This is a genomic window from Streptomyces sp. NPDC043726 (assembly GCF_056436565.1).
The window spans coordinates 112,412-131,234 of the sequence record NZ_JBWKCI010000007.1 but is presented as its reverse complement, the minus strand read 5'-3'; the positions used below and the strand labels follow the sequence as shown (position 1 = coordinate 131,234).

The 18,823-nt window shown below is 69.5% G+C and carries 21 protein-coding genes; 6 read left to right on the top strand and 15 right to left on the bottom strand.

The annotated features are described in order from the left end of the window. The 3 genes from AC068Z_RS21215 to AC068Z_RS21205 form a co-directional block, all read right to left on the bottom strand. Window positions 1–402: a hypothetical protein gene (locus tag AC068Z_RS21215; RefSeq protein WP_478557539.1), complete on the bottom strand. Its 402-nt coding sequence runs from the start codon at window positions 400–402 to the stop codon at window positions 1–3. 151 nt (window positions 403–553) lie between these two features. Next, window positions 554–1,291, bottom strand: coding sequence for a ribonuclease PH (gene rph, locus AC068Z_RS21210; protein ID WP_478557536.1), 738 nt, complete (start codon window positions 1,289–1,291; stop codon window positions 554–556). 77 nt (window positions 1,292–1,368) lie between these two features. Next, window positions 1,369–1,602, bottom strand: coding sequence for a PTS sugar transporter subunit IIB (locus AC068Z_RS21205; protein WP_478557533.1), 234 nt, complete (start codon window positions 1,600–1,602; stop codon window positions 1,369–1,371). 127 nt (window positions 1,603–1,729) lie between these two features. On the opposite strand from AC068Z_RS21205, the gene AC068Z_RS21200 reads away from it, so the two are divergent. After that, on the top strand, window positions 1,730–3,022 hold the full coding sequence (locus AC068Z_RS21200; protein WP_478557530.1) for a PTS transporter subunit EIIC: 1,293 nt from the start codon (window positions 1,730–1,732) through the stop codon (window positions 3,020–3,022). Window positions 3,023–3,159: 137 nt separating this feature from the next. Then, window positions 3,160–4,407: a PTS transporter subunit EIIC gene (locus tag AC068Z_RS21195; RefSeq protein ID WP_478557527.1), complete on the top strand. Its 1,248-nt coding sequence runs from the start codon at window positions 3,160–3,162 to the stop codon at window positions 4,405–4,407. Window positions 4,408–4,476: 69 nt separating this feature from the next. On the opposite strand, the gene AC068Z_RS21190 is transcribed toward AC068Z_RS21195, so the two are convergent. Next, the gene (locus tag AC068Z_RS21190; protein ID WP_478557524.1) at window positions 4,477–5,229 is read right to left on the bottom strand and encodes an MBL fold metallo-hydrolase; all 753 of its coding nucleotides are present in this window, start codon (window positions 5,227–5,229) and stop codon (window positions 4,477–4,479) included. 213 nt (window positions 5,230–5,442) lie between these two features. Between AC068Z_RS21190 and AC068Z_RS21185 the strand changes: the two genes are divergently transcribed. Next, window positions 5,443–5,871, top strand: coding sequence for a type II toxin-antitoxin system PemK/MazF family toxin (locus AC068Z_RS21185; protein ID WP_478557521.1), 429 nt, complete (start codon window positions 5,443–5,445; stop codon window positions 5,869–5,871). On the opposite strand, the gene AC068Z_RS21180 is transcribed toward AC068Z_RS21185, so the two are convergent. The 7 genes from AC068Z_RS21180 to clpS form a co-directional block, all read right to left on the bottom strand. Continuing rightward, entirely contained in the window at window positions 5,872–6,822 is a 951-nt protein-coding gene (locus AC068Z_RS21180; protein WP_478557518.1) for a PLP-dependent cysteine synthase family protein, read from the bottom strand. Between the two features lie 6 nt (window positions 6,823–6,828). After that, a complete protein-coding gene (locus AC068Z_RS21175) occupies window positions 6,829–7,107 on the bottom strand; it encodes a MoaD/ThiS family protein (RefSeq protein ID WP_186287545.1) in 279 nt (92 codons plus the stop codon). 109 nt (window positions 7,108–7,216) lie between these two features. Next, window positions 7,217–7,312, bottom strand: a complete 96-nt coding sequence (locus tag AC068Z_RS21170) for a putative leader peptide (protein ID WP_019065921.1) — start codon at window positions 7,310–7,312, stop codon at window positions 7,217–7,219. Window positions 7,313–7,391: 79 nt separating this feature from the next. Next, entirely contained in the window at window positions 7,392–7,814 is a 423-nt protein-coding gene (locus tag AC068Z_RS21165; RefSeq protein WP_478557513.1) for a M67 family metallopeptidase, read from the bottom strand. A gap of 86 nt (window positions 7,815–7,900) precedes the next feature. After that, complete coding sequence (locus AC068Z_RS21160; RefSeq protein WP_478557510.1) at window positions 7,901–9,325, bottom strand: amino acid permease; 1,425 nt, start codon at window positions 9,323–9,325, stop codon at window positions 7,901–7,903. A 330-nt stretch (window positions 9,326–9,655) separates the two neighbouring features. Next, a complete protein-coding gene (locus AC068Z_RS21155) occupies window positions 9,656–10,261 on the bottom strand; it encodes a DUF2017 domain-containing protein (protein WP_478557507.1) in 606 nt (201 codons plus the stop codon). A gap of 12 nt (window positions 10,262–10,273) precedes the next feature. After that, entirely contained in the window at window positions 10,274–10,591 is a 318-nt protein-coding gene (gene clpS / locus AC068Z_RS21150) for an ATP-dependent Clp protease adapter ClpS (RefSeq protein ID WP_155054666.1), read from the bottom strand. Between the two features lie 57 nt (window positions 10,592–10,648). On the opposite strand from clpS, the gene AC068Z_RS21145 reads away from it, so the two are divergent. Beyond that, on the top strand, window positions 10,649–11,995 hold the full coding sequence (locus AC068Z_RS21145) for a nicotinate phosphoribosyltransferase (RefSeq protein WP_478557503.1): 1,347 nt from the start codon (window positions 10,649–10,651) through the stop codon (window positions 11,993–11,995). Window positions 11,996–12,070: 75 nt separating this feature from the next. Then, entirely contained in the window at window positions 12,071–12,661 is a 591-nt protein-coding gene (locus AC068Z_RS21140) for an isochorismatase family protein (protein ID WP_478557500.1), read from the top strand. A gap of 76 nt (window positions 12,662–12,737) precedes the next feature. Here AC068Z_RS21140 and AC068Z_RS21135 read toward each other — a convergent pair whose 3' ends face one another. Both AC068Z_RS21135 and AC068Z_RS21130 read right to left on the bottom strand, forming a co-directional pair. Continuing rightward, entirely contained in the window at window positions 12,738–13,082 is a 345-nt protein-coding gene (locus tag AC068Z_RS21135) for a hypothetical protein (protein ID WP_478557497.1), read from the bottom strand. A gap of 121 nt (window positions 13,083–13,203) precedes the next feature. Further along, on the bottom strand, window positions 13,204–15,561 hold the full coding sequence (locus AC068Z_RS21130) for an immune inhibitor A domain-containing protein (RefSeq protein ID WP_478557494.1): 2,358 nt from the start codon (window positions 15,559–15,561) through the stop codon (window positions 13,204–13,206). A 401-nt stretch (window positions 15,562–15,962) separates the two neighbouring features. Between AC068Z_RS21130 and AC068Z_RS21125 the strand changes: the two genes are divergently transcribed. Continuing rightward, complete coding sequence (locus AC068Z_RS21125; protein ID WP_478557491.1) at window positions 15,963–16,220, top strand: hypothetical protein; 258 nt, start codon at window positions 15,963–15,965, stop codon at window positions 16,218–16,220. Window positions 16,221–16,226: 6 nt separating this feature from the next. Here AC068Z_RS21125 and AC068Z_RS21120 read toward each other — a convergent pair whose 3' ends face one another. After that, window positions 16,227–16,883: an RDD family protein gene (locus tag AC068Z_RS21120; RefSeq protein ID WP_478557488.1), complete on the bottom strand. Its 657-nt coding sequence runs from the start codon at window positions 16,881–16,883 to the stop codon at window positions 16,227–16,229. Window positions 16,884–16,972: 89 nt separating this feature from the next. Beyond that, window positions 16,973–18,751 (bottom strand): RDD family protein, encoded by a 1,779-nt coding sequence (locus tag AC068Z_RS21115; RefSeq protein WP_478557485.1) that lies wholly within the window; start codon window positions 18,749–18,751, stop codon window positions 16,973–16,975. Window positions 18,752–18,823: the final 72 nt, after the last annotated feature.

The window sequence follows — 18,823 nt, the reverse complement described above, 5'->3', positions numbered from 1 at the left end:
TTACGGCGTGCAGACCTTGGTCAGTTCGCCGGCCGCGTCGGTGACGGGGCTGAGGTCCGGGGTCTCGTCACCGTTCTTGATCGCCGTACGGACGTTGTCGACCGCGGCGGCGAGGTCGTCGACGGCCTTGTCGACGTCGGCGTTGTCGGTCTTGTCGCCGACCTCGTCGAGGTTCTGGTCGATGGAGTCGAGGGACTCGTCGATCTGCGTCGGGTCGTTCGCGGCGTTCTCCACGGCCTGCTGGAGGTCGGTCACGCTGTCGGCGACGGCCTCGGCGGTCTGGACGCAGTCCAGTGCCTTGCTGACGGCGTCGCAGCCGGTGGTCAGGCCGGTGGTCAGGCCTACGGCTGCCACCGCGGCGACGATGGCGATACGGCTCCGACGGCGTCGGCTCGCGCCCATGCTGGTGTCCCTCCCGTGCTCCAGGCCCTGCCTCGGGGCAGGCCCCCCGTACTGGCCGGGCGTACGACGGTGTGTCGTACGCCCGTACCCCTACTGACGCCAGAGGGGTCGGCCTGGTTGCCCCCGCCGCCCTCGCCTCTTGGTGCGCCCTTTACTTTTCGAGGACGGTATCAAGTGCCGCGCGCTGGACGGCGGCCAGTTCCGTGCAGCCCGCGACGGCGAGGTCGAGCAGGGCGTTGAGCTCCTCGCGGGCGAACGGCTCGGCCTCGGCGGTGCCCTGGACCTCGACGAAGCGGCCGTCGCCGGTGCAGACCACGTTCATGTCGGTGTCGGCCTTCACGTCCTCCTCGTAGCAGAGGTCCAGCAGCGGGACCCCGCCGACGATGCCGACGGACACGGCGGAGACCGTGCCGGTCAGCGGCTGCCGACCGGCCTTGATCAGCTTCTTGCCCTGGGCCCAGGAGATGGCGTCGGCGAGGGCCACGTACGCGCCGGTGATGGCCGCGGTACGGGTGCCGCCGTCGGCCTGGAGCACATCGCAGTCGAGGACGATGGTGTTCTCGCCGAGGGCCTTGTAGTCGATGACCGCGCGCAGGGAGCGGCCGATGAGGCGGCTGATCTCGTGCGTACGGCCGCCGATCCTGCCCTTGACGGACTCGCGGTCGCCGCGGGTGTTGGTGGCGCGGGGCAGCATGGAGTACTCCGCGGTGACCCAGCCCTCGCCGCTGCCCTTGCGCCAGCGCGGGACGCCTTCGGTGACGGAGGCGGTGCAGAAGACCTTCGTGTCGCCGAAGGAGACGAGGACGGAGCCCTCGGCGTGCTTGCTCCAGCCGCGTTCGATGGTGACGGGGCGGAGCTGTTCGGGGGTGCGGCCGTCGATTCGAGACATGGCCCTGAGCGTAGCCGTACATGTGGAAGGGGCCCCTCCCCCGGTGGGAAGAGACCCCTTCGCGTGAACCGTGGGGCTCACATCATGTCTTCGATCTCCGCGGCGATCGGGTCGGCGTCGGTGCCGATGACGACCTGGATCGCGGAGCCCATCTTGACGACTCCGTGGGCGCCGGCCGCCTTCAGGGCCGCCTCGTCGACGAGACCGGGGTCGTTGACTTCGGTCCGCAGGCGGGTAATGCAGCCCTCGACCTCTTCGATGTTGTCGATGCCGCCGAGCCCGGCAACGATCTTCTCAGCCTTGCTGGCCATTTCGGTCTCCTCACGCACAGTTGGCCCAACTTTACGAGCGATTGCGCCGTACGTACCGAAAGATGACGTCACAGCAACCCAATCGTCGAGAACTGGTCTACACCACCTGACAGGCGGTCGCCAACTGATGAATGCTCCCACCGAAGCCTCCCCAGCACGTCGGCGGTGGCAGTCGGCGTTCCAGGGCCTGCAGAAGATGGGCCGCTCACTGCAGCTCCCCATCGCCGTACTGCCGGCCGCCGGCATCCTCAACCGTCTCGGCCAGCCGGACGTGTTCGGCGACGACGGGCTCGGCTGGGACAACGTCTCCAAGGTGATGGCGGGCGCGGGCGGCGCACTGCTGGACGGCTCGCTGGGACTGCCGTTGCTGTTCTGCGTGGGCGTGGCCATCGGCATGGCGAAGAAGGCGGACGGGTCGACGGCGCTGGCGGCGGTGGCCGGGTTCCTCGTCTACTACAACGTGCTGCGCCAGTTCCCCGAGGACTGCCCGCCCGACTCCGTGGCCATCATCAACGTCGGCTGCCTGGCGCCCGCGGAGGACACGGCGGCGGGGTTCACCTACCAGAACCCCGGCGTGTTCGGCGGCATCGTGATCGGCCTGCTGACGGCGTACTTCTGGCAGCGCTTCCACCGCACGAGGCTGGTGGACTGGCTCGGCTTCTTCAACGGCCGCCGGCTGGTGCCGATCATCATGGCGTTCGTCGCGATCGCGTTCGCGGCGCTGTGTCTGTGGATCTGGCCGCCGATCGGTGACGCGCTGGAGAACTTCAGCGACTGGCTGAGCGACGCCGGCTCCTGGGGCGCGGGCATCTTCGGGATCGCCAACCGGGCGTTGCTGGTGATCGGGCTGCACCAGTTCCTGAACGTGCCCATCTGGTTCCAGTTCGGCACCTACGTCAGACCGGACGGCACCGAGGTGCACGGCGACATCAACATGTTCCTGGCGGGCGACCCGGACGCGGGGCAGTTCCTGTCGGGCTTCTTCCCGATCATGATGTTCGCGCTGCCTGCGGCGGCGCTGGCGATCACGCACTGCGCGAAGCCGCACCGGCGCAAGGAGGTCGGCGGTCTGATGCTGTCGGTCGCGCTGACCTCGTTCGTCACCGGCATCACCGAGCCGATCGAGTACTCGTTCCTGTTCGTCGCGCCGCTGCTGTACGTGGTGCACGCGCTGCTGACGGGTGTGTCGATGGCGGTGACCTGGGGGCTCGGGGTGCACGACGGCTTCAGCTTCTCGGCCGGGCTCATCGACTACGTCATCAACTGGAACCTGGCGACCAAGCCGTGGGCGATCATCCCGATCGGCCTGGTGTTCGCAGTCGTGTACTACGCGATCTTCCGTTTCGCGATCACGAGATTCGACCTCAAGACCCCGGGCAGGGAGCCGGAGGAGGAACACGAGGACGTCACGAAAGCCTGACCCGGCGACCGCCGAACAACGGTTGCATAACCCGCGGTTCCCGTCACGGAATCGCGGGTTCCTTATGCCCCCTTCATCGTGCTACAACAGGTCTACACCACTGAGTGGTGTAGACCACCACCCGATGGAGGAAGTCTATGAGCACCGCCACCGCATCGGCGGCCCCCACGAAGAAGTGGGGATCCGGCCTGTTCCAGGGCCTGCAGAAGGTCGGCCGCAGCCTCCAGCTCCCGATCGCCGTACTGCCGGCGGCGGGCATCCTGCTCCGGCTGGGTCAGGCCGACGTTCAGGAGAAGCTGAACCTGCCCGACAAGGTCACGGCGGTCTTCGCCACGGCCGGTGGCGCGATCTTCGACAACCTGCCCCTGCTGTTCTGCATCGGTGTCGCCATCGGCTTCGCCAAGAAGGCCGACGGCTCGACCGCGCTGGCCGCCCTGGTCGGCTTCCTCGTCTACAGCAACGTCCTCAAGGCGTTCCCTGTCACCGAAGCAAAGGTGCAGGCGGGCGCGGACATAGCCGCGACCTACAACAACCCGGGTGTCCTCGGCGGCATCCTCATGGGTCTGCTCTCCGCCGTGCTGTGGCAGCGCTTCCACCGCACCAAGCTGGTGGACTGGCTCGGGTTCTTCAACGGCCGCCGTCTCGTGCCGATCATCATGGCCTTCGTCGGCACCCTCATGGGCGTCTTCTTCGGCCTGGTCTGGGAGCCGATCGGTGAGGGCATCTCGGACGTCGGTGAGTGGATCACCGGCCTGGGCGCCGCGGGTGCGGGTCTGTTCGGTCTGATCAACCGCGCGCTGATCCCGATCGGCATGCACCAGTTCGTCAACACCGTCTCCTGGTTCCAGATCGGCGACTTCACCAACGCGGCCGGCGAGGTCGTGCACGGTGACCTGAACCGCTTCTTCGCGGGTGACCCGGACGCCGGTCAGTTCATGTCGGGCTTCTTCCCGATCATGATGTTCGGTCTGCCGGCCGCCGCGATCGCCATCGCGCACGCCGCCCGTCCCGAGCGCCGCAAGGCCGTGATGGGCATGATGATCTCGCTCGCGCTGACCTCGTTCGTCACCGGTGTGACCGAGCCGATCGAGTTCTCGTTCATGTTCATCGCGCCGGTGCTCTACGCGATCCACGCGGTGCTGACCGCCCTGTCCATGGCGATCACCTGGGCGCTCGGCGTCCACGCGGGCTTCACCTTCTCCGCGGGCGTCATCGACTACGGGCTCAACTGGTCGCTGGCCACCAAGCCCTGGCTGATCATCCCGATCGGCCTGGTCTTCGCGGCGGTCTACTACGTCCTCTTCCGCTTCGCGATCGCCAAGTTCAACCTCCCCACCCCGGGCCGCGAGCCCGAGGAGGAGGTCGAGGAGCTCACGAAGGCGTGAGCCTCGCCCGTACGGCATGACGAAGGCCCCGGAACCGGGAAGGTTCCGGGGCCTTCGTGCGGGCCGGGGTCAGACGTCGTACGAGCGCCTCGGCACCGCCAGTTCCGCCGGGCCGTCGTAGACCGCTCGGGCGTCGGCCAGGTTGACCTCGGGGTCGGTCCACGGGGGGATGTGGGTGAGGACCAGGCGGCGGGCGCCTGCCCGGGCCGCCGTCTCACCCGCCTCGCGGCCGTTGAGGTGCAGGTCGGGGATGCTCTCCTTGCCGTGCGTGAACGCCGCCTCGCACAGGAACAGATCGGTGTCCCGGGCCAGTTCGTCCAGCGCCGGGGTGACGCCGGTGTCGCCGGAGTACGTCAGCGACCTCCCGGCGTGCTCGACGCGGATGCCGTACGCCTCGACCGGATGGGCCACGCGCTCCGTGTGCACCGTGAACGGGCCGAGCTCGAAGGTGGACGGCTTGACCGTGTGGAAGTCGAAGACCTCGCTCATCGAGGAGGCCGAGGGGGTGTCGGCGTACGCCGTGGTCAGCCGGTGCTCCGTGCCCTCGGGTCCGTAGACCGGGATCGGGGCGCAGCGGCCGCCGTCGTGCCGGTAGTAGCGCGCGACGAAGTACGCGCACATGTCGATGCAGTGGTCGGCGTGCAGATGGCTCAGGAAGATCGCGTCGAGGTCGTAGAGACCGCAGTGGCGCTGCAGCTCGCCGAGGGCGCCGTTGCCCATGTCGAGGAGCAGCCGGAAGCCGTCGGCCTCGACGAGGTAGCTCGAGCAGGCCGATTCCGCGGACGGGAACGACCCCGAGCAGCCGACGACGGTGAGCTTCATGAAGCAGAAACCTCCGCTGGCGGGAAATCCGGATGGGGGGCGACGGGGGTCGTGCGGTGCGTCGAGCGTAAGGCGCAAAACGTCCGGTCGCTCCTCCGCCAAGGGCTGTTGTGGGCGAACTCACCTGTGCTGTCACCGGTTCGGCTGGCAGCGGGGCAGGTGGGGCGCGCGAGAGGGCGCGCGCGGCGGAGCGGGCGCCGGTAACGTCGTCGTATGGACACGTCCTGGTGGCTGGCGCTCGCGGCGGTGGTGCTGCTGGCGCTGGTCGCCGCGCTCGTGGACGGCTGGGGGCGCAGGTCCGCCGGACGGGCGGACCGGCGGCGGGCGGCTGTGCGGCCGCGGCCCACGGAGATCTGGTGGGCGAGTGTGCCGTTCGAGGACCGGCCGGGCGCCAAGGACCGGCCGTGTCTGGTGCTGGCGGTGCACGGCAGACGGGTGCGCGTCGCGAAGATCACCAGCCGCTGTCACGACGAGCGGGCCGGGGTGATCCCGCTGCCCCCGGGTGCGGTCAGTGACGCGCAGGGCCGGGCCAGCTTCCTGGAGACGGACGAGCTGCGGGAGGTGCCGGTGCGGGACTTCCGCAAGAAGGTGGGGGTGGTGGACCCGGTCCTGTGGGACCAGGTCCGACACCTCGCTACCTGATCAGGCCCAGAGCTGGCCCTGCAGCGTCTCGATCGCCTCTTCCGTCGTCGCCGCCGTGTAGACGCCCGTCGACAGGTACTTCCAGCCGCCGTCGGCCACGACGAACACGATGTCGGCGGACTCCCCCGCCTTCAGCGCCTTGTTGCCCACGCCGATCGCGGCGTGCAGGGCCGCGCCCGTGGAGACGCCCGCGAAGATGCCCTCCTGCTGGAGGAGTTCCCGCGTGCGGGTGACCGCGTCCGCCGAGCCGACCGAGAAGCGGGTGGTCAGGACGGAGGCGTCGTACAGCTCGGGGACGAAGCCCTCGTCGAGGTTGCGCAGGCCGTAGACCAGGTCGTCGTAGCGCGGCTCGGCGGCGACGATCCTGACGTCCGGCTTGTTCTCCCGCAGGTACCGGCCCACGCCCATCAGGGTGCCCGTCGTGCCGAGGCCCGCCACGAAGTGGGTGATGGAGGGGAGGTCGGCCAGGATCTCGGGTCCGGTGGTGGCGTAGTGCGCGCCCGCGTTGTCCGGGTTGCCGTACTGGTAGAGCATCACCCAGTCGGGGTGCTCGGCGGACAGCTCCTTGGCGACGCGCACGGCGGTGTTGGAGCCGCCCGCGGCCGGGGAGGAGATGATCTCCGCGCCCCACATGCCGAGCAGGTCCCGGCGCTCCTGCGAGGTGTTCTCGGGCATCACGCAGACCATGCGGTAGCCCTTGAGCTTGGCCGCCATGGCCAGCGAGATGCCGGTGTTGCCACTGGTCGGCTCGAGGATCGTGCAGCCGGGCGTCAGGCGGCCGTCCTTCTCCGCCTGCTCGATCATGTGCAGGGCCGGGCGGTCCTTGACCGAGCCGGTGGGGTTGCGGTCCTCCAGCTTGGCCCAGATCCGGACGTCCGCTGACGGCGACAGCCGCGGCAGGCGCACCAGAGGGGTGTTGCCCACCGCGGCCAGCGGGGAGTCGTAGCGCATCCGGGATCAGACCATGCCGCCGGCCACGGCCGGCAGGATCGTGACGTTGTCGCCGTCGGTGAGCTTGGTGTTGATGCCGTCGAGGAAGCGCACGTCCTCGTCGTTCAGGTAGACGTTGACGAACCGGCGCAGCTGCTCGCCGTCCACGATGCGGGCGTGGATTCCCGCATGCCGGGTCTCCAGGTCGGTGAACAGGTCGGCGAGGGTGTCACCGCTGCCCTCCACCGCCTTCTGACCGTCGGTGTACTGGCGGAGGATGGTGGGGATGCGGACCTCGATGGCCATGGCAAGGGGCTCCTGTCGGAAAAGTGGTCTGGTCTCGGTGGGCGCGGTCTGAAGTGGGCGCGCGACGGCGCGCCGCGACTGCACGGCCGTACGGCTTACAGCGGGACGGTCAACAGATGGCGCTGTTCAGCCTGCACAGGTCGACGTGCAGCCGCGCAACGAGCAGCGTGCCCGGCGCCTTGTCGCTCACGTCGAGAAGAACCATGGGCTCATCGTATCGATTCCCGGACCTGCTCCTGGAGTGTGATCTCACCCTGCGGACATAAATCATCCGCGATGTGGGATCAGTACGCCTCCACGACCTTGACCTCCTCCTCCGTGACCTCCCCCTCCAGGATCCGGAAGGAGCGGAACTGGAAGTCGCCGAGGCCGTCGGTGTCGGCGGTGGAGACGAGGACGTAGTGGGCGCCGGGCTCGTTGGCGTAGGAGATGTCCGTGCGGGAGGGGTAAGCCTCGGTCGCCGTGTGGGAGTGGTAGATGACCACCGGTTCCTCGTCCCGGTCGTCCAGCTCGCGGTAGAGCTTGAGCAGGTCGCCGGAGTCGAACTCGTAGAAGGTGGGCGACATGGCCGCGTTCAGCATCGGGATGAAGCGCTCGGGGCGGTCGGACCCGGCCGGGCCCGCGACGACGCCGCACGCCTCGTCGGGGTGGTCCTTGCGCGCGTGCGCGACGATCTGGTCGACGAGGGCCTGGGTGATGGTCAGCATGCGAGCCAGGATAAGCAAAGGGGCGACCCTGTACCGAGGAGTGGTACGGGGCCGCCCAAATACCGGACAGCTCGGCTGGGGTGGGGTCAGCCGACCTTTTCGAACTCCGGCTCGCGCCGCTGCGTGATCTCGGGGTTGCGGGACTTCAGCACCAGCCAGCCCACACCGAGCGCGGCGGCCCAGCCGGCCATCACGAAGAGGCAGACGCGGGAGTCGGCGTCGTACGCGATGATGCCCGTCACGAAGAGCAGGAACACGATGGCGACCCAGCTGCACTTCGCACCGCCCGGCGCCGGGAAGGACGAGGCCGGCAGGCGGCCCGCGTCGACCGCGCGGCGGTACAGGACGTGGCTGACCAGGATCATGAGCCAGGTCCAGATACCGGCGGCCGTGGCGACCGAGACGACGTAGCCGAAGGCCTTCTCCGGGACGATGTAGTTCAGGACCACACCGATGCCCATGAAGAGCACGGAGATGGTGATGCCGAAGGCCGGGGTCTTGGTCGAGGAGAGCTTCTTGAAGACCGCGGGGGCCTCACCGCTCTCGGCCAGGTTCCGCAGCATGCGGCCGGTGGAGTACATGCCCGAGTTGCAGGACGACAGGGCGGCGGTCAGCACGACGAAGTTGACGATGGCCGCGCCGGCCGGGATGCCGATCTTCGCGAAGGCCGCGACGAAGGGGCTGACGCCCTCGCTGAACTCGGTCCACTTGACCACGCACAGGATGACGGTGAGGGCACCGACGTAGAACAGGGCGATCCGCCAGGGCAGGGTGTTGATCGCCTTGGGGAGGGTCTTCTCCGGGTTCTCGGACTCGCCCGCGGTGACGCCGACGAGCTCGACGGCGAGGTAGGCGAACATGACGCCCTGGAGGGTCATCAGGGAGGAGCCGATGCCCTTGGGGAAGAAGCCGTCGAAGGCCCAGAGGTTGGAGACCGCGGCGGTGTCACCGGCGGAGCTGAAGCCGAAGGTGAGGACGCCGAGACCGATCACGATCATGCCGATCAGCGCGGTCACCTTGACCATCGAGAACCAGAACTCGATCTCGCCGAACAGCTTCACCGAGATGAGGTTGGCCGCGAACAGCACCAGCAGGAAGACCAGGGCCGTGACCCATTGCGGGATCGACGGGAACCAGTAGTTGACGTAGATCGCGGCGGCCGTCAGCTCGGCCATGCCGGTGACGACCCACATCAGCCAGTACGTCCAGCCGGTGAAATAGCCGAAGAACGGGCCGAGGAACTCGCGGGAGTACTCCGCGAAGGAGCCCGAGACCGGGCGGTAGAGGAGCAGCTCGCCGAGCGCCCGCATGATGAAGAAGATGATGACGCCCGCGAGGGCGTACATGAGGATGAGGCTGGGACCGGCCTTGGCGATGTTCGCCCCGGCACCCAGGAAGAGGCCGACGCCGATGGCGCCGCCGATGGCGATCATCTGGACCTGGCGGCTGCCGAGGCCGCGCTCGTAGCCCTCTTCCGGAGCCTTCTCCGTGTCGACCTGAGCGGAGGTCATGTGTTCGTGCGCCTTTCTCCACGCCGACCCGGGCCTCTTGTCGGCCTCGGATCGGATCTCGATCCCCCCGGATTGATGGAGCTTTGTGCCTAACCGGCGATCTGCCGGTCGGTGGCGCACCCGGACGGAACATGGGTGGTGTTCGCCGGGCGGTCGTGAAGATTTATCACGGCCGTCGCATTGATCGTCATGGCGCGATCGAGAGCCCTGTGGCGCATCACACAGGGAGAAGCGCGCAAACAGGACAGAAAGGGGCACAGCAGGCCGAGCGAGTGACGCGATCGTTATCCGGATTTGAGCGTCCGCTGAGCGAACACAAGACCGTCACATTCAGGGCATAAGCGTGGAGACCAGCGACTCCTGGAGCCCGCCGAGCCAGAGATAGGCCATCACCATGGGCTTACGGGGGTCCTCGTCCGGGAGCCGGTAGAGCAGGTCCGTGTCGTCCTCGTCGACGATGTCGAGCCGCGAGCCGATGGCCAGACGCAGGTCGTTGAGGGCGCCGAGCCACTGGCGGGACTCCCCCGGCGCCAGCTTCAGCACCGCGCCACCGTCACCGGCCGCGGAACTGAGCTCGTCCAGGGAGCGGATCACCGTGAGGGCGTTGTCCCGCTTGCCGGCCCGCAGGTCGTTCTCGGTGTACCGGCGGAACTCGGAGGAGTACGCGCGCTGCTCCTCGGCCTCCTGCGGGCCGGGGGTGGCCTCCGGGTCGCTGTAGGCGTCCGGGAACAGACGCTTGAGGACCGGGTCCGAGGGCGGTTCGCTCGGGCCCTCGGCGAAGAGTTCGGCGAGCGGGTCGTCGGACTTGTCCTCGCCGGGTCCCGGCCCGATCAGCTCCAGGAGCTGGACGGCCAGTGACCGGATGATGGAGATCTCGACGTCGTCGAGGGCGACGGCCGCGCCGCCGCCGGGGAGCGGTTCGAAGGTTCCTGGCATCAGCGCTGGTCGCTACTTCCGGTCCTGCTGGAGGGTGGCCCACAGACCGTAGCCGTGCATCGCCTGCACGTCGCGTTCCATCTCCTCGCGGGTTCCGCTGGAGACGACCGCCCGGCCTTTGTGGTGGACGTCGAGCATGAGCTTGGTGGCCTTGTCCTTGGGATAGCCGAAGTACGTCTGGAAGACGTACGTCACGTAGCTCATGAGGTTGACCGGGTCATTGTGGACGATCGTGACCCAGGGGACGTCGGGCTCGGGGACGGCGAAAACCTCTTCCGCCGACTCGGTGCGTTCGATCTCTACGGGAGCGGGTGACGTCACATGGCCCATGCTGCCACGCGCCCGATAAATCGTCACACTGACGCGAAGTGGGGTAGAGTCTTCGTCATGAACACAGCGGACCTTGGGCTGCCGGTGGATGTTCCCTCGACGGCGCTCTTCACGGACCAGTACGAGCTGACGATGCTCCGGGCCGCCCTGAAAGCGGGCACGGCCGAACGGCGGAGCGTGTTCGAGGTCTTCACGCGGCGGCTGCCGAACGGGCGTCGGTACGGCGTGGTCGCGGGCACCGGCCGGGTGCTGGACGCCGTGGAGAACTTCCGCTTCGACGAGGGCGTCCTCGGCTTCCTGCGGGAGCGGGCCATCGTCGACGAGGAGACCCTGGACTGGCTGGCCGGCTACCGCTTCAGCGGCGACATCTGGGGCTACCCCGAGGGCGAGGTGTACTTCCCCGGCTCGCCGATCATGCGGGTCGAGGGCACCTTCGCCGAGTGCGTGCTGCTGGAGACGGTGATCCTCTCCATCCTCAACCACGACTCCGCGATCGCGGCCGCGGCCTCCCGGATGTCCTCGGCCGCCGGGGACCGGCCGCTGATCGAGATGGGCGCCCGGCGCACCCATGAGCTGGCCGCCGTCGCCGCCTCGCGCGCCGCGTACATCGGCGGCTTCGCCACCACCTCCGACCTCGCGGCTGGCTTCCGCTACGGCATCCCGACCGTCGGCACCTCCGCACACGCCTTCACCCTGCTGCACGACACCGAGCGCGACGCCTTCCAGGCCCAGGTGAACTCGCTCGGCCGGGGCACCACGCTGCTCGTGGACACCTACGACGTCGCCGAGGCGGTCCGTACGGCCGTGGAGGTCGCCGGGCCCGAGCTGGGCGCCGTGCGGATCGACTCCGGCGACCTGCTGCTGGTCGCGCACCGGGTGCGGCAGCAGCTGGACGAGCTGGGTGCCCGGGACACGAGGATCATCGTGACCTCGGATCTGGACGAGTACGCCATCGCCTCGCTGGCGGCGGCGCCGGTGGACGCGTACGGCGTCGGCACCCAGCTGGTGACCGGCTCCGGGCACCCGACCTGCTCCATGGTCTACAAGCTGGTCGCCCGCGCCGAGTCCGCGGAGCCGGGGGCGCCGCTGGTGCCGGTGGCGAAGAAGTCGAGCGGCGGCAAGACCTCCGTCGGCGGCCGCAAATGGGCCGCGCGCCGGCTCGACGGGTACGGCGTCGCGGAGGCCGAGGTCGTCGGCACCGGGGCGGTCCCCGCCGAGCTGGCCGACCGGCAGCTGCTGGTGGAACTGGTCAAGGGCGGCGAGGTCGTGGCCCGCGAGCCCCTGGACGTCGTACGCGACCGGCACACGGCCGTCCGGGCGGGGCTGCCGCTGTCCGCGACGCAGCTGTCCCGGGGGGAACCCGTCCTTCCGACGGAGTACGTCCATGGGCGCTCGGGTAGCTAATGCGGGTGCGCCCTCCCGCAGCCGCCCTTGAGTCTCTAGGCTCGTAAGTTCACTCTTAGTCGAAGGACAGCCACCATGCGCCGCGCCTTGATCGTCGTAGACGTGCAGAACGACTTCTGCGAGGGAGGCAGCCTCGCGGTGGCCGGCGGCGCGGATGTCGCCGCCGCCATCACCGAGCTGGTCGGTCAGGCCGCCGGTACCGGGTACCAGCACGTGGTGGCCACCCGCGACCACCACATCGCGCCGGGCGGCCACTTCGCCGACAACCCCGACTACGCCCACTCCTGGCCGGCGCACTGCGTCGCCGGCACGGAGGGGGTCGGCTTCCACCCGAACTTCGCCCCCGCGGTCGCCTCCGGCGCGATCGACGCCGTGTTCGACAAGGGGGCGTACGCGGCGGCGTACAGCGGGTTCGAGGGGGTCGACGAGAACGGGGTGACGCTCGCGGACTGGCTGCGCGCGCGGGAGGTGGGTGAGGTGGATGTGGTGGGTATCGCCACGGACCACTGCGTGCGGGCCACCGCGGTGGACGCGGTGCGGGAAGGCTTTCGTACGCAGGTACTTCTGGATCTGACTGCGGGGGTTGCTGCTGATACCACCGAGCGGGCGCTGGAGGAGATGCGTCGGGGCGGGGTGGAGCTGAGCGGTAAGCCTGTGGTGGCGTAGCGCCCTCAGGGGGTGCCACGGTCGACCGTCGGGGGCTGCGGGTGCGTGGGGGCTGGTCGCGCAGTTCCCCGCGCCCCTAAGGAGTCGGCGCTGGGCGAGTCAGGAGGGACCGGATCGGGCGCCACAGCTCCTGGACTCGTTCCGGGGCCGTTGGGACACCGTTGTCAGGGGCCGTTCGCCATATCAGGCCGTCGGGGTGGTGCAGGACCGCGGTGATCTCGTCCGGGGTCGGCGGGGCCGCGTTGCCGCGGAGGTAGACCGCTCGCAGGCCCAGGTTGCGCAGCCTGGTCAGGGCCCTGGCGCGGTTGCGGGCGTGCACGAGGACACGGACGGAGCCCGTGCCGTCGGCGGTGGGCGTCGGCAGATTCAGCGCCACCACCACGCTGCCGGTCGGCAGCTTGCAGAAACCTCCTGCGGCCATGCGGTCACACCCCCGTGTGCGTCGGTGTCAATAAGAGAGCCACAGGACGCACCTAAACACGACCGGCGGCAACCCGCCAAGGGGTTGCCGCCGATACGCTTCTGACCTGCGGAAATACCGACTACTTCACCGCGGGGCCGACCTCGACCGAGATCGTCGAGCCATTCTTGGCCTCCTTGACGATCTTGATCTTGGTGTTGGTGTCAGTGACGTTGACACCGGCGAGCGGGGTCGCCTTGTCGTAGTAGGTGTTCGTGTGGTCGTTGAAGACCGGCACGCCCTTCGACGACAGGATCTTGGTCGCCACGTCCGCGTTGTGCAGCGTGATGCCGTCCGTGCGGTACAGGCTGAACGGCGAGTCGTAGGCCTGGATGCGGCTGCGCATCAGCGTGCCGTCCGACCACTTCATCGCCTTCGGGTGCGAGTCCACCGGCAGGATCAGACCGACACCCGGGTGCTTGCTGGTGTTGTTGTCCGCCTGGGAGGTGTCCCACTTCCAGATCAACAGACCGTTCTGGTACGGGTAGTGCTCCACCCAGCTCGGACGGGTGGTGGAGAAACCGAAGTTGTACGGGCCGACCTTCAGGGTCTTGTCGTACGACACGTACTGGCGGTTCTCGGCGATGTAGTACTGCGCGTAGTCCTTGGTGAAGGACGCGCCCATGCGCTCGAAGCCGGCCGCCGTCCAAGCCGCGTCCGCCGTCTCGGCGTTGTCGGTGAACAGGGCCGTGCCGTCCGCGGTCACCGAGATCCGGTCGGCCGCGAAGCCCTTCTCGGCCACGCCGCCGTCGGTGGCGTAGCGGAAGCGCACGTCGATCTTCTTGCCGGCGTAGACGTCCAGCGGGAAGGACAGCTTCTTGTAGGTCTGGGAGAAGCCGGTGAGCGCGGGCTTGTCGCTGCCGTCACGCGGGATGGCGGCGCCGTCCACCGTGCCGTCCAGGGGGGTCCAATTGGCGCCGCCGTCGGTGGACACCTCGGTGTAGAGGTAGTCGTAGCCCGACTCGATGGCGTACCAGCCGTCGAAGGCCAGCGTCGCCTTGGACTTGCCGGTGAGGTCGACGGAACGGGTCAGCGTGTTCCTGAGGTTGTCGCCGCTGCCGCTCCACCACTGCTTCGTGCCCTCGGCCGGGGCGACGATCTCCGTCGTGACCGGCTTCTTGGGTAGCTCGACGATGAGCGCCTGCTTGTTCTTGGTGTTGTACTCGGCGACGCCCAGCTTGTGCTTCGACTTGGTCGCGGCCTTCGCCGTGGCGTAGTCGAGCCAGCCCAGCTGGAGCTTGTCCCAGGCGGTCATGTCGCCGGGCAGGTCGCCGATGGCCTCCTTGCCGGTGCCGAGCCAGGAGCCGGAGGACATGAGGGTCCAGAAGCCGGTGGAGTTCTCGCCGCCGCCGGTGGTGTCGTAGTGGTCCGGCAGACCGAGGTCGTGGCCGTACTCGTGGGCGAAGACGCCCAGTCCGCCGTTCTCCGGCTGGACCGTGTAGTCGCCGACCCAGATACCGGTGGAGCCGATCTGGGCGCCGCCCAGGCGGTTGTTGTCCGGGCCGGTGGCGCCGGCGTCGGTGCCGAAGGCGTACCAGCGGTGGGCCCAGATCGCGTCCTCGCCCTGCGCGCCGCCGCCCGCGGACTCGTCCTCACCGGCGTGCACGACCTGGAAGTGGTCGATGTAGCCGTCGGACTCGTTGAAGTTGCCGTCGCCGTCGAAGTCGTAGCGGTCCCACTGGTCGAACTGCTTGACGTCCGCCTGGATCTCGGCGTCGGTCCGCCCCGCTGCCTTCTGCTGGGCGACCCAGGCCGTCACACCGTCGCTGACGATGTTCCAGACGCTCGGGCAGTTGGTCTCACCGCACTTGTTGTTGCCGTAACGGGCCTCGTTGTAGGGGACCTTGACCCAGTCCGAGACCTCGCCGTCGATGGAGTAGCGGCCCGAGGACTGCTTCTCGTAGTACTTCTTCATCGACTCGACACGCTTGCCGGTGCCGAAGTAGAGGTCCTGGAAGTGCTTCTGGTTGTAGTCCGCCTGCCAGGCCGTGCTGTTGTCCTGGGTGCGGTCCGGCTTGGCTATCTGGTTGTGCGCGGGGCCGGGGGTGCCGCCGAACTCGGGCATGGTCTGGTCACCGAACTCGACCAGGATCGTGAAGATCTTGTCGGTCTTCTCGCGGCCCAGCTCGACGTACTTGCTGTCGCCCTTCTTGCTCTTGAGCTCGACGACCTGGGAGCCGCCGCGCTCCTTCACCTCGGCCTTGCCGGATATGACCTGCTTCAGGGCCTCTTCGCGCTGCGCCTCCTGCGTCTGGCTCAGCGGGCCTTCGAGGTCGTGCTCGGACTCGTTGTGCACCGGCGCCGGGTCGCGCCGTTCGGCTGCGGGGCTCTTGGCCGTGTCGTCGGCCTGCGCCATGGTGAACGTCGAGAACGTGGCGGTGGCCGCCGCGAACGCGACAGCCGTCGCGGCCGCTCTGAACGTCCAGGTTCTGCTGGTCACTTGAGATCCTCCCCCGCGTTCGGCGCGCGCGACGGGAGGGTTCCTGGTCATGGAAGATTCGCGCGCGCGTGATCAACGCGTGTAGTCAAGTGACGACATTTGACTAGAGGTTCACCAGAAAAGACAGACCTTGACTTGAGCAGGTCAACTGCACTATGCGGAGTCGCGATCCGCTTTACGGACGCCCGGAGCTCGCTCGACAGGCGCGCGGCGCCGTCCACTTGCTGGACGCCATGACTCCGTGCGCCCCCCGTGCACCGGTACTGTTGGTTAGGTCACGCTTACTGTTCGTTCCCCTCGGGCATGCACGCGATTAGAGTCGGATGGCGGAACGCCCGGAAGCTGGCGGAATGCCAGGCCGACACCCCCCGTGCACCCCCGAATCCGAGGACACGATTACCATGCCTCGTCCGACCGCCGCACAGCTCGCCTACGGTTCGTGCACCGTGCTCTTCTCGACCCTCGCCATGCTGCTGCTGTCACAGACGAGTTCGGCCGCGGGGATCGCGATCGTCGCCGTCGCGGCACTCGCCCTCGGACTGCTGGTCGCGCTGACCGTCCCGACACCCAAGGCGCGCGTGGTGGTGATGCGCAAGCCCGCCGCCGTCGTGGCGGAGGACGCGCCCGCCCCGGCCCCGGTTCCCGAGCGCGCCGCCTGATGCCCCTCAGCGGGTGCTGACCACCACCGTCTTGGCCGCCTTGTCGTGCAGGCCCTGCTTGTAGGGCTTGTCGAAGAAGCTCCAGCCCCCGCAGATCGCGGTCCAGATGCAGGCGCAGCAGAAGGCGAACGGGATCCACAGCACCAAGGAGCGGACCAGAGCGGTCTGCACGGAGGGCGTGGCGCCGTTGTCCAGGTTCGCCACCCGCATGCCCAGCCACTTCTTGCCGAGCGTCTGGCCGTTCCTGGAGATCATGAAGGTGTCGTAGCCGATGTAGAGCAGGGCGGCGATGAGCGACTGGCCGAGGGACTTGCCGTAGTCGACGTTGTCGGCGCTCATGTCCAGCTCATTGACCCGGAACGCCCAGGTGAGCAGCCACACCACGACGGCCACCATCACCATGTCGATGATCCGCGCCAGGGTGCGCTTGCCGCTGTCGGCGAGCGGGGGCATGCCGGCCAGCGGATCGGCCGGGTAGCCGGGACCACCGCCGTAGGGGTCGCCCCCGTAGGGGCCGCCTCCGTACGGCGGTGGCTGGCTGCCGGGCGGGGCGTCGTACGGCGAGCCCGCGCCCGCACCCGAGTCCCCGGACGGGGGCTGCTTCCTGAACGGGTCGTCTTCCGGGGGCTGCTGGCCGGAGCCGGGGGGCGGTTCACTGCTCATGGCCCGAGTCGACCGCGAACCCCCGGTCCGCGCATCCGGCGAGCGGCCGTCCGGGGTACGGATTTATCCGGGCACTCCGTCGTATCCGGTCATCCCGCTACGAACGTACGTGCGGCCTTGTCGTGCCAGCACTGGCGCCACGGGCGGTCGAACAGGCACCACAGGACGCCGACGACCCCGATGACGAGCAGGCCGGGGACGCTGTAGACGAGCCAGCGGCGCAGGGCCCCGCCGAAGGTCGGCGGCTCGTGCGCCTCGATGTCCCGCACCTCCAGGCCGAGCAGCTTCTTGCCCAGGGTGCGGCCCCACTTGGCGGTGGGCAGGGCCTCGTAGAGGGCGCCGAAGAGGAGGAGGACGCCGAGGATGATGCCGAGGTAGAGGGACGTCGTGGCGTCGAGCAGCCAGACGGTGACGGTCTCGCCGGAGAGCTTGGCCGCGTCGATCTTCTCGTCGACGTGGTCGACGGCTCTGGTGCCGAGGGGTACGGCGGCCACGGCGGTGACGGCGAGCAGGACGACGGTGTCCAGCAGCCGCGCGGCCAGCCGCTTGCCGAGGGAGGCGGGCCGGGCGGCGGCCTGACGGCGGGCGGCGGCCTGGAACACGTCCTCGACCGGGGGCTTCCAGGGCGCGACGGGCTGGTCGTCGTCGGGCCCTCCGGCGAGCCGGTGCACCTGCTGCGCCCAGGAGGGCTGCCCCCCGCCGGGACCGGTGGTGACGGCGCCCGGGGCGCCTTGGGCGCCGCCCTGTGCGGGGACGTGCGGTGCCTGCTGGGGTCCGGACTGCTGCGGGACGGCCGGGGCCGCGGGGGCCGCCTGCGGGCCCGACAGGGCCGTGGGGGCGCCGACTTGGCCCTGCTGCGCGGCGGCCCGCTCGGCGGCGGCCTTCCCGGCACCGAAGCCGGGGCCCTGCGGGGCGCCCGCACCGGGTCCGCCGAAGCCCGGACCCTGACCGGCGGAGGCGGCGGCACCGAAGCCCGGGCCCTGAGCGGCGGAGGCGGCGGAGGCGGCGGCACCGAAACCGGGGGCCCCGGCACCGGCGGCACCTGAACCGGACGCGGAGCCCACCGCACCCGAACCGGACACGGAGCCCGCCGCACCCGCACCGGACGCGGAGCCCGCCGCACCCGCACCGGACGCGGAGCCCGGCGTGCCCGGAGCGCCCTGGCCTCCGAAGCCCGGCCCTCCCGCACCTCCGGACCCGCCCGGTCCCTGGACGCCCGGCTCGTTGGGTGTGCGCCCCTGTTGTGCCCCGGACGCCCCGTCCTGGCGCCCCATGCGCGGGGACAGTGCGCGGAATGTCATGGTCCCCTCGTCCGTGGCGGAGCCCTGTGCGGCGGCACCGGGCGTCGGGCGGCGGAAGACGAAGGTGTTGGGGGAACCGGGGGCGGCGTCGGTGTCGGCCGGCGGGATCGTGGCCGTGCCGTCGGTGCTCGGCGCGCTTCCCTCGGCCGGGACCGCCGCCGCGCCGTCGCCCGGTACCGCGACCCTCGGGTCCGGGGCGCCCCACGAGACCCGGCGGTCCTGGTCGCCGCCGAAGCCGGACTGGCGGGAGCGGTCGGCACCCCATGCCGTGGCCGGTTCCGGACGGCTGCCGTGCTGGGACTGGCCCTGGGCCGGGGCGGGTTCGCCGACCGGGTCCTCGTCGAAGAAGTGCGGACCCGTCTCCTCGACCGGGGCCGAGGCGGCGCCCGCAGCGGGGGCCGCGCCCGGCGGCGGGGCGAGCGGCTCACCGTCCGTGGGCGCCGGACGGCTGGTGCCCGGTACCCACGCGGCACCGTTCCAGTACCGGACATATCCAGGAATGGACGGGTCCGGGTAATACCCTTCGCGGGGCCTGTCGTCGCCGGGGGCCGGGGTTGGGGCGCTCATGTCCGTCGTCCCGTATCTGCTCGGGGGTCGTGTGGGGGTCCACATCTATCAGACGCACGCGTGAGACCGGGC

Bases quoted from the DNA above. Each gene is read 5' to 3' on its own strand.
- AC068Z_RS21215 (WP_478557539.1), bottom strand. From the start codon at position 402: ATGGGCGCGAGCCGACGCCGTCGGAGCCGTATCGCCATCGTCGCCGCG.
- rph (WP_478557536.1), bottom strand. From the start codon at position 1,291: ATGTCTCGAATCGACGGCCGCACCCCCGAACAGCTCCGCCCCGTCACC.
- AC068Z_RS21205 (WP_478557533.1), bottom strand. From the start codon at position 1,602: ATGGCCAGCAAGGCTGAGAAGATCGTTGCCGGGCTCGGCGGCATCGAC.
- AC068Z_RS21200 (WP_478557530.1), top strand. From the start codon at position 1,730: ATGAATGCTCCCACCGAAGCCTCCCCAGCACGTCGGCGGTGGCAGTCG.
- AC068Z_RS21195 (WP_478557527.1), top strand. From the start codon at position 3,160: ATGAGCACCGCCACCGCATCGGCGGCCCCCACGAAGAAGTGGGGATCC.
- AC068Z_RS21190 (WP_478557524.1), bottom strand. From the start codon at position 5,229: ATGAAGCTCACCGTCGTCGGCTGCTCGGGGTCGTTCCCGTCCGCGGAA.
- AC068Z_RS21185 (WP_478557521.1), top strand. From the start codon at position 5,443: ATGGACACGTCCTGGTGGCTGGCGCTCGCGGCGGTGGTGCTGCTGGCG.
- AC068Z_RS21180 (WP_478557518.1), bottom strand. From the start codon at position 6,822: ATGCGCTACGACTCCCCGCTGGCCGCGGTGGGCAACACCCCTCTGGTG.
- AC068Z_RS21175 (WP_186287545.1), bottom strand. From the start codon at position 7,107: ATGGCCATCGAGGTCCGCATCCCCACCATCCTCCGCCAGTACACCGAC.
- AC068Z_RS21170 (WP_019065921.1), bottom strand. From the start codon at position 7,312: ATGGTTCTTCTCGACGTGAGCGACAAGGCGCCGGGCACGCTGCTCGTT.
- AC068Z_RS21165 (WP_478557513.1), bottom strand. From the start codon at position 7,814: ATGCTGACCATCACCCAGGCCCTCGTCGACCAGATCGTCGCGCACGCG.
- AC068Z_RS21160 (WP_478557510.1), bottom strand. From the start codon at position 9,325: ATGACCTCCGCTCAGGTCGACACGGAGAAGGCTCCGGAAGAGGGCTAC.
- AC068Z_RS21155 (WP_478557507.1), bottom strand. From the start codon at position 10,261: ATGCCAGGAACCTTCGAACCGCTCCCCGGCGGCGGCGCGGCCGTCGCC.
- clpS (WP_155054666.1), bottom strand. From the start codon at position 10,591: ATGGGCCATGTGACGTCACCCGCTCCCGTAGAGATCGAACGCACCGAG.
- AC068Z_RS21145 (WP_478557503.1), top strand. From the start codon at position 10,649: ATGAACACAGCGGACCTTGGGCTGCCGGTGGATGTTCCCTCGACGGCG.
- AC068Z_RS21140 (WP_478557500.1), top strand. From the start codon at position 12,071: ATGCGCCGCGCCTTGATCGTCGTAGACGTGCAGAACGACTTCTGCGAG.
- AC068Z_RS21135 (WP_478557497.1), bottom strand. From the start codon at position 13,082: ATGGCCGCAGGAGGTTTCTGCAAGCTGCCGACCGGCAGCGTGGTGGTG.
- AC068Z_RS21125 (WP_478557491.1), top strand. From the start codon at position 15,963: ATGCCTCGTCCGACCGCCGCACAGCTCGCCTACGGTTCGTGCACCGTG.
- AC068Z_RS21120 (WP_478557488.1), bottom strand. From the start codon at position 16,883: ATGAGCAGTGAACCGCCCCCCGGCTCCGGCCAGCAGCCCCCGGAAGAC.
- AC068Z_RS21115 (WP_478557485.1), bottom strand. From the start codon at position 18,751: ATGAGCGCCCCAACCCCGGCCCCCGGCGACGACAGGCCCCGCGAAGGG.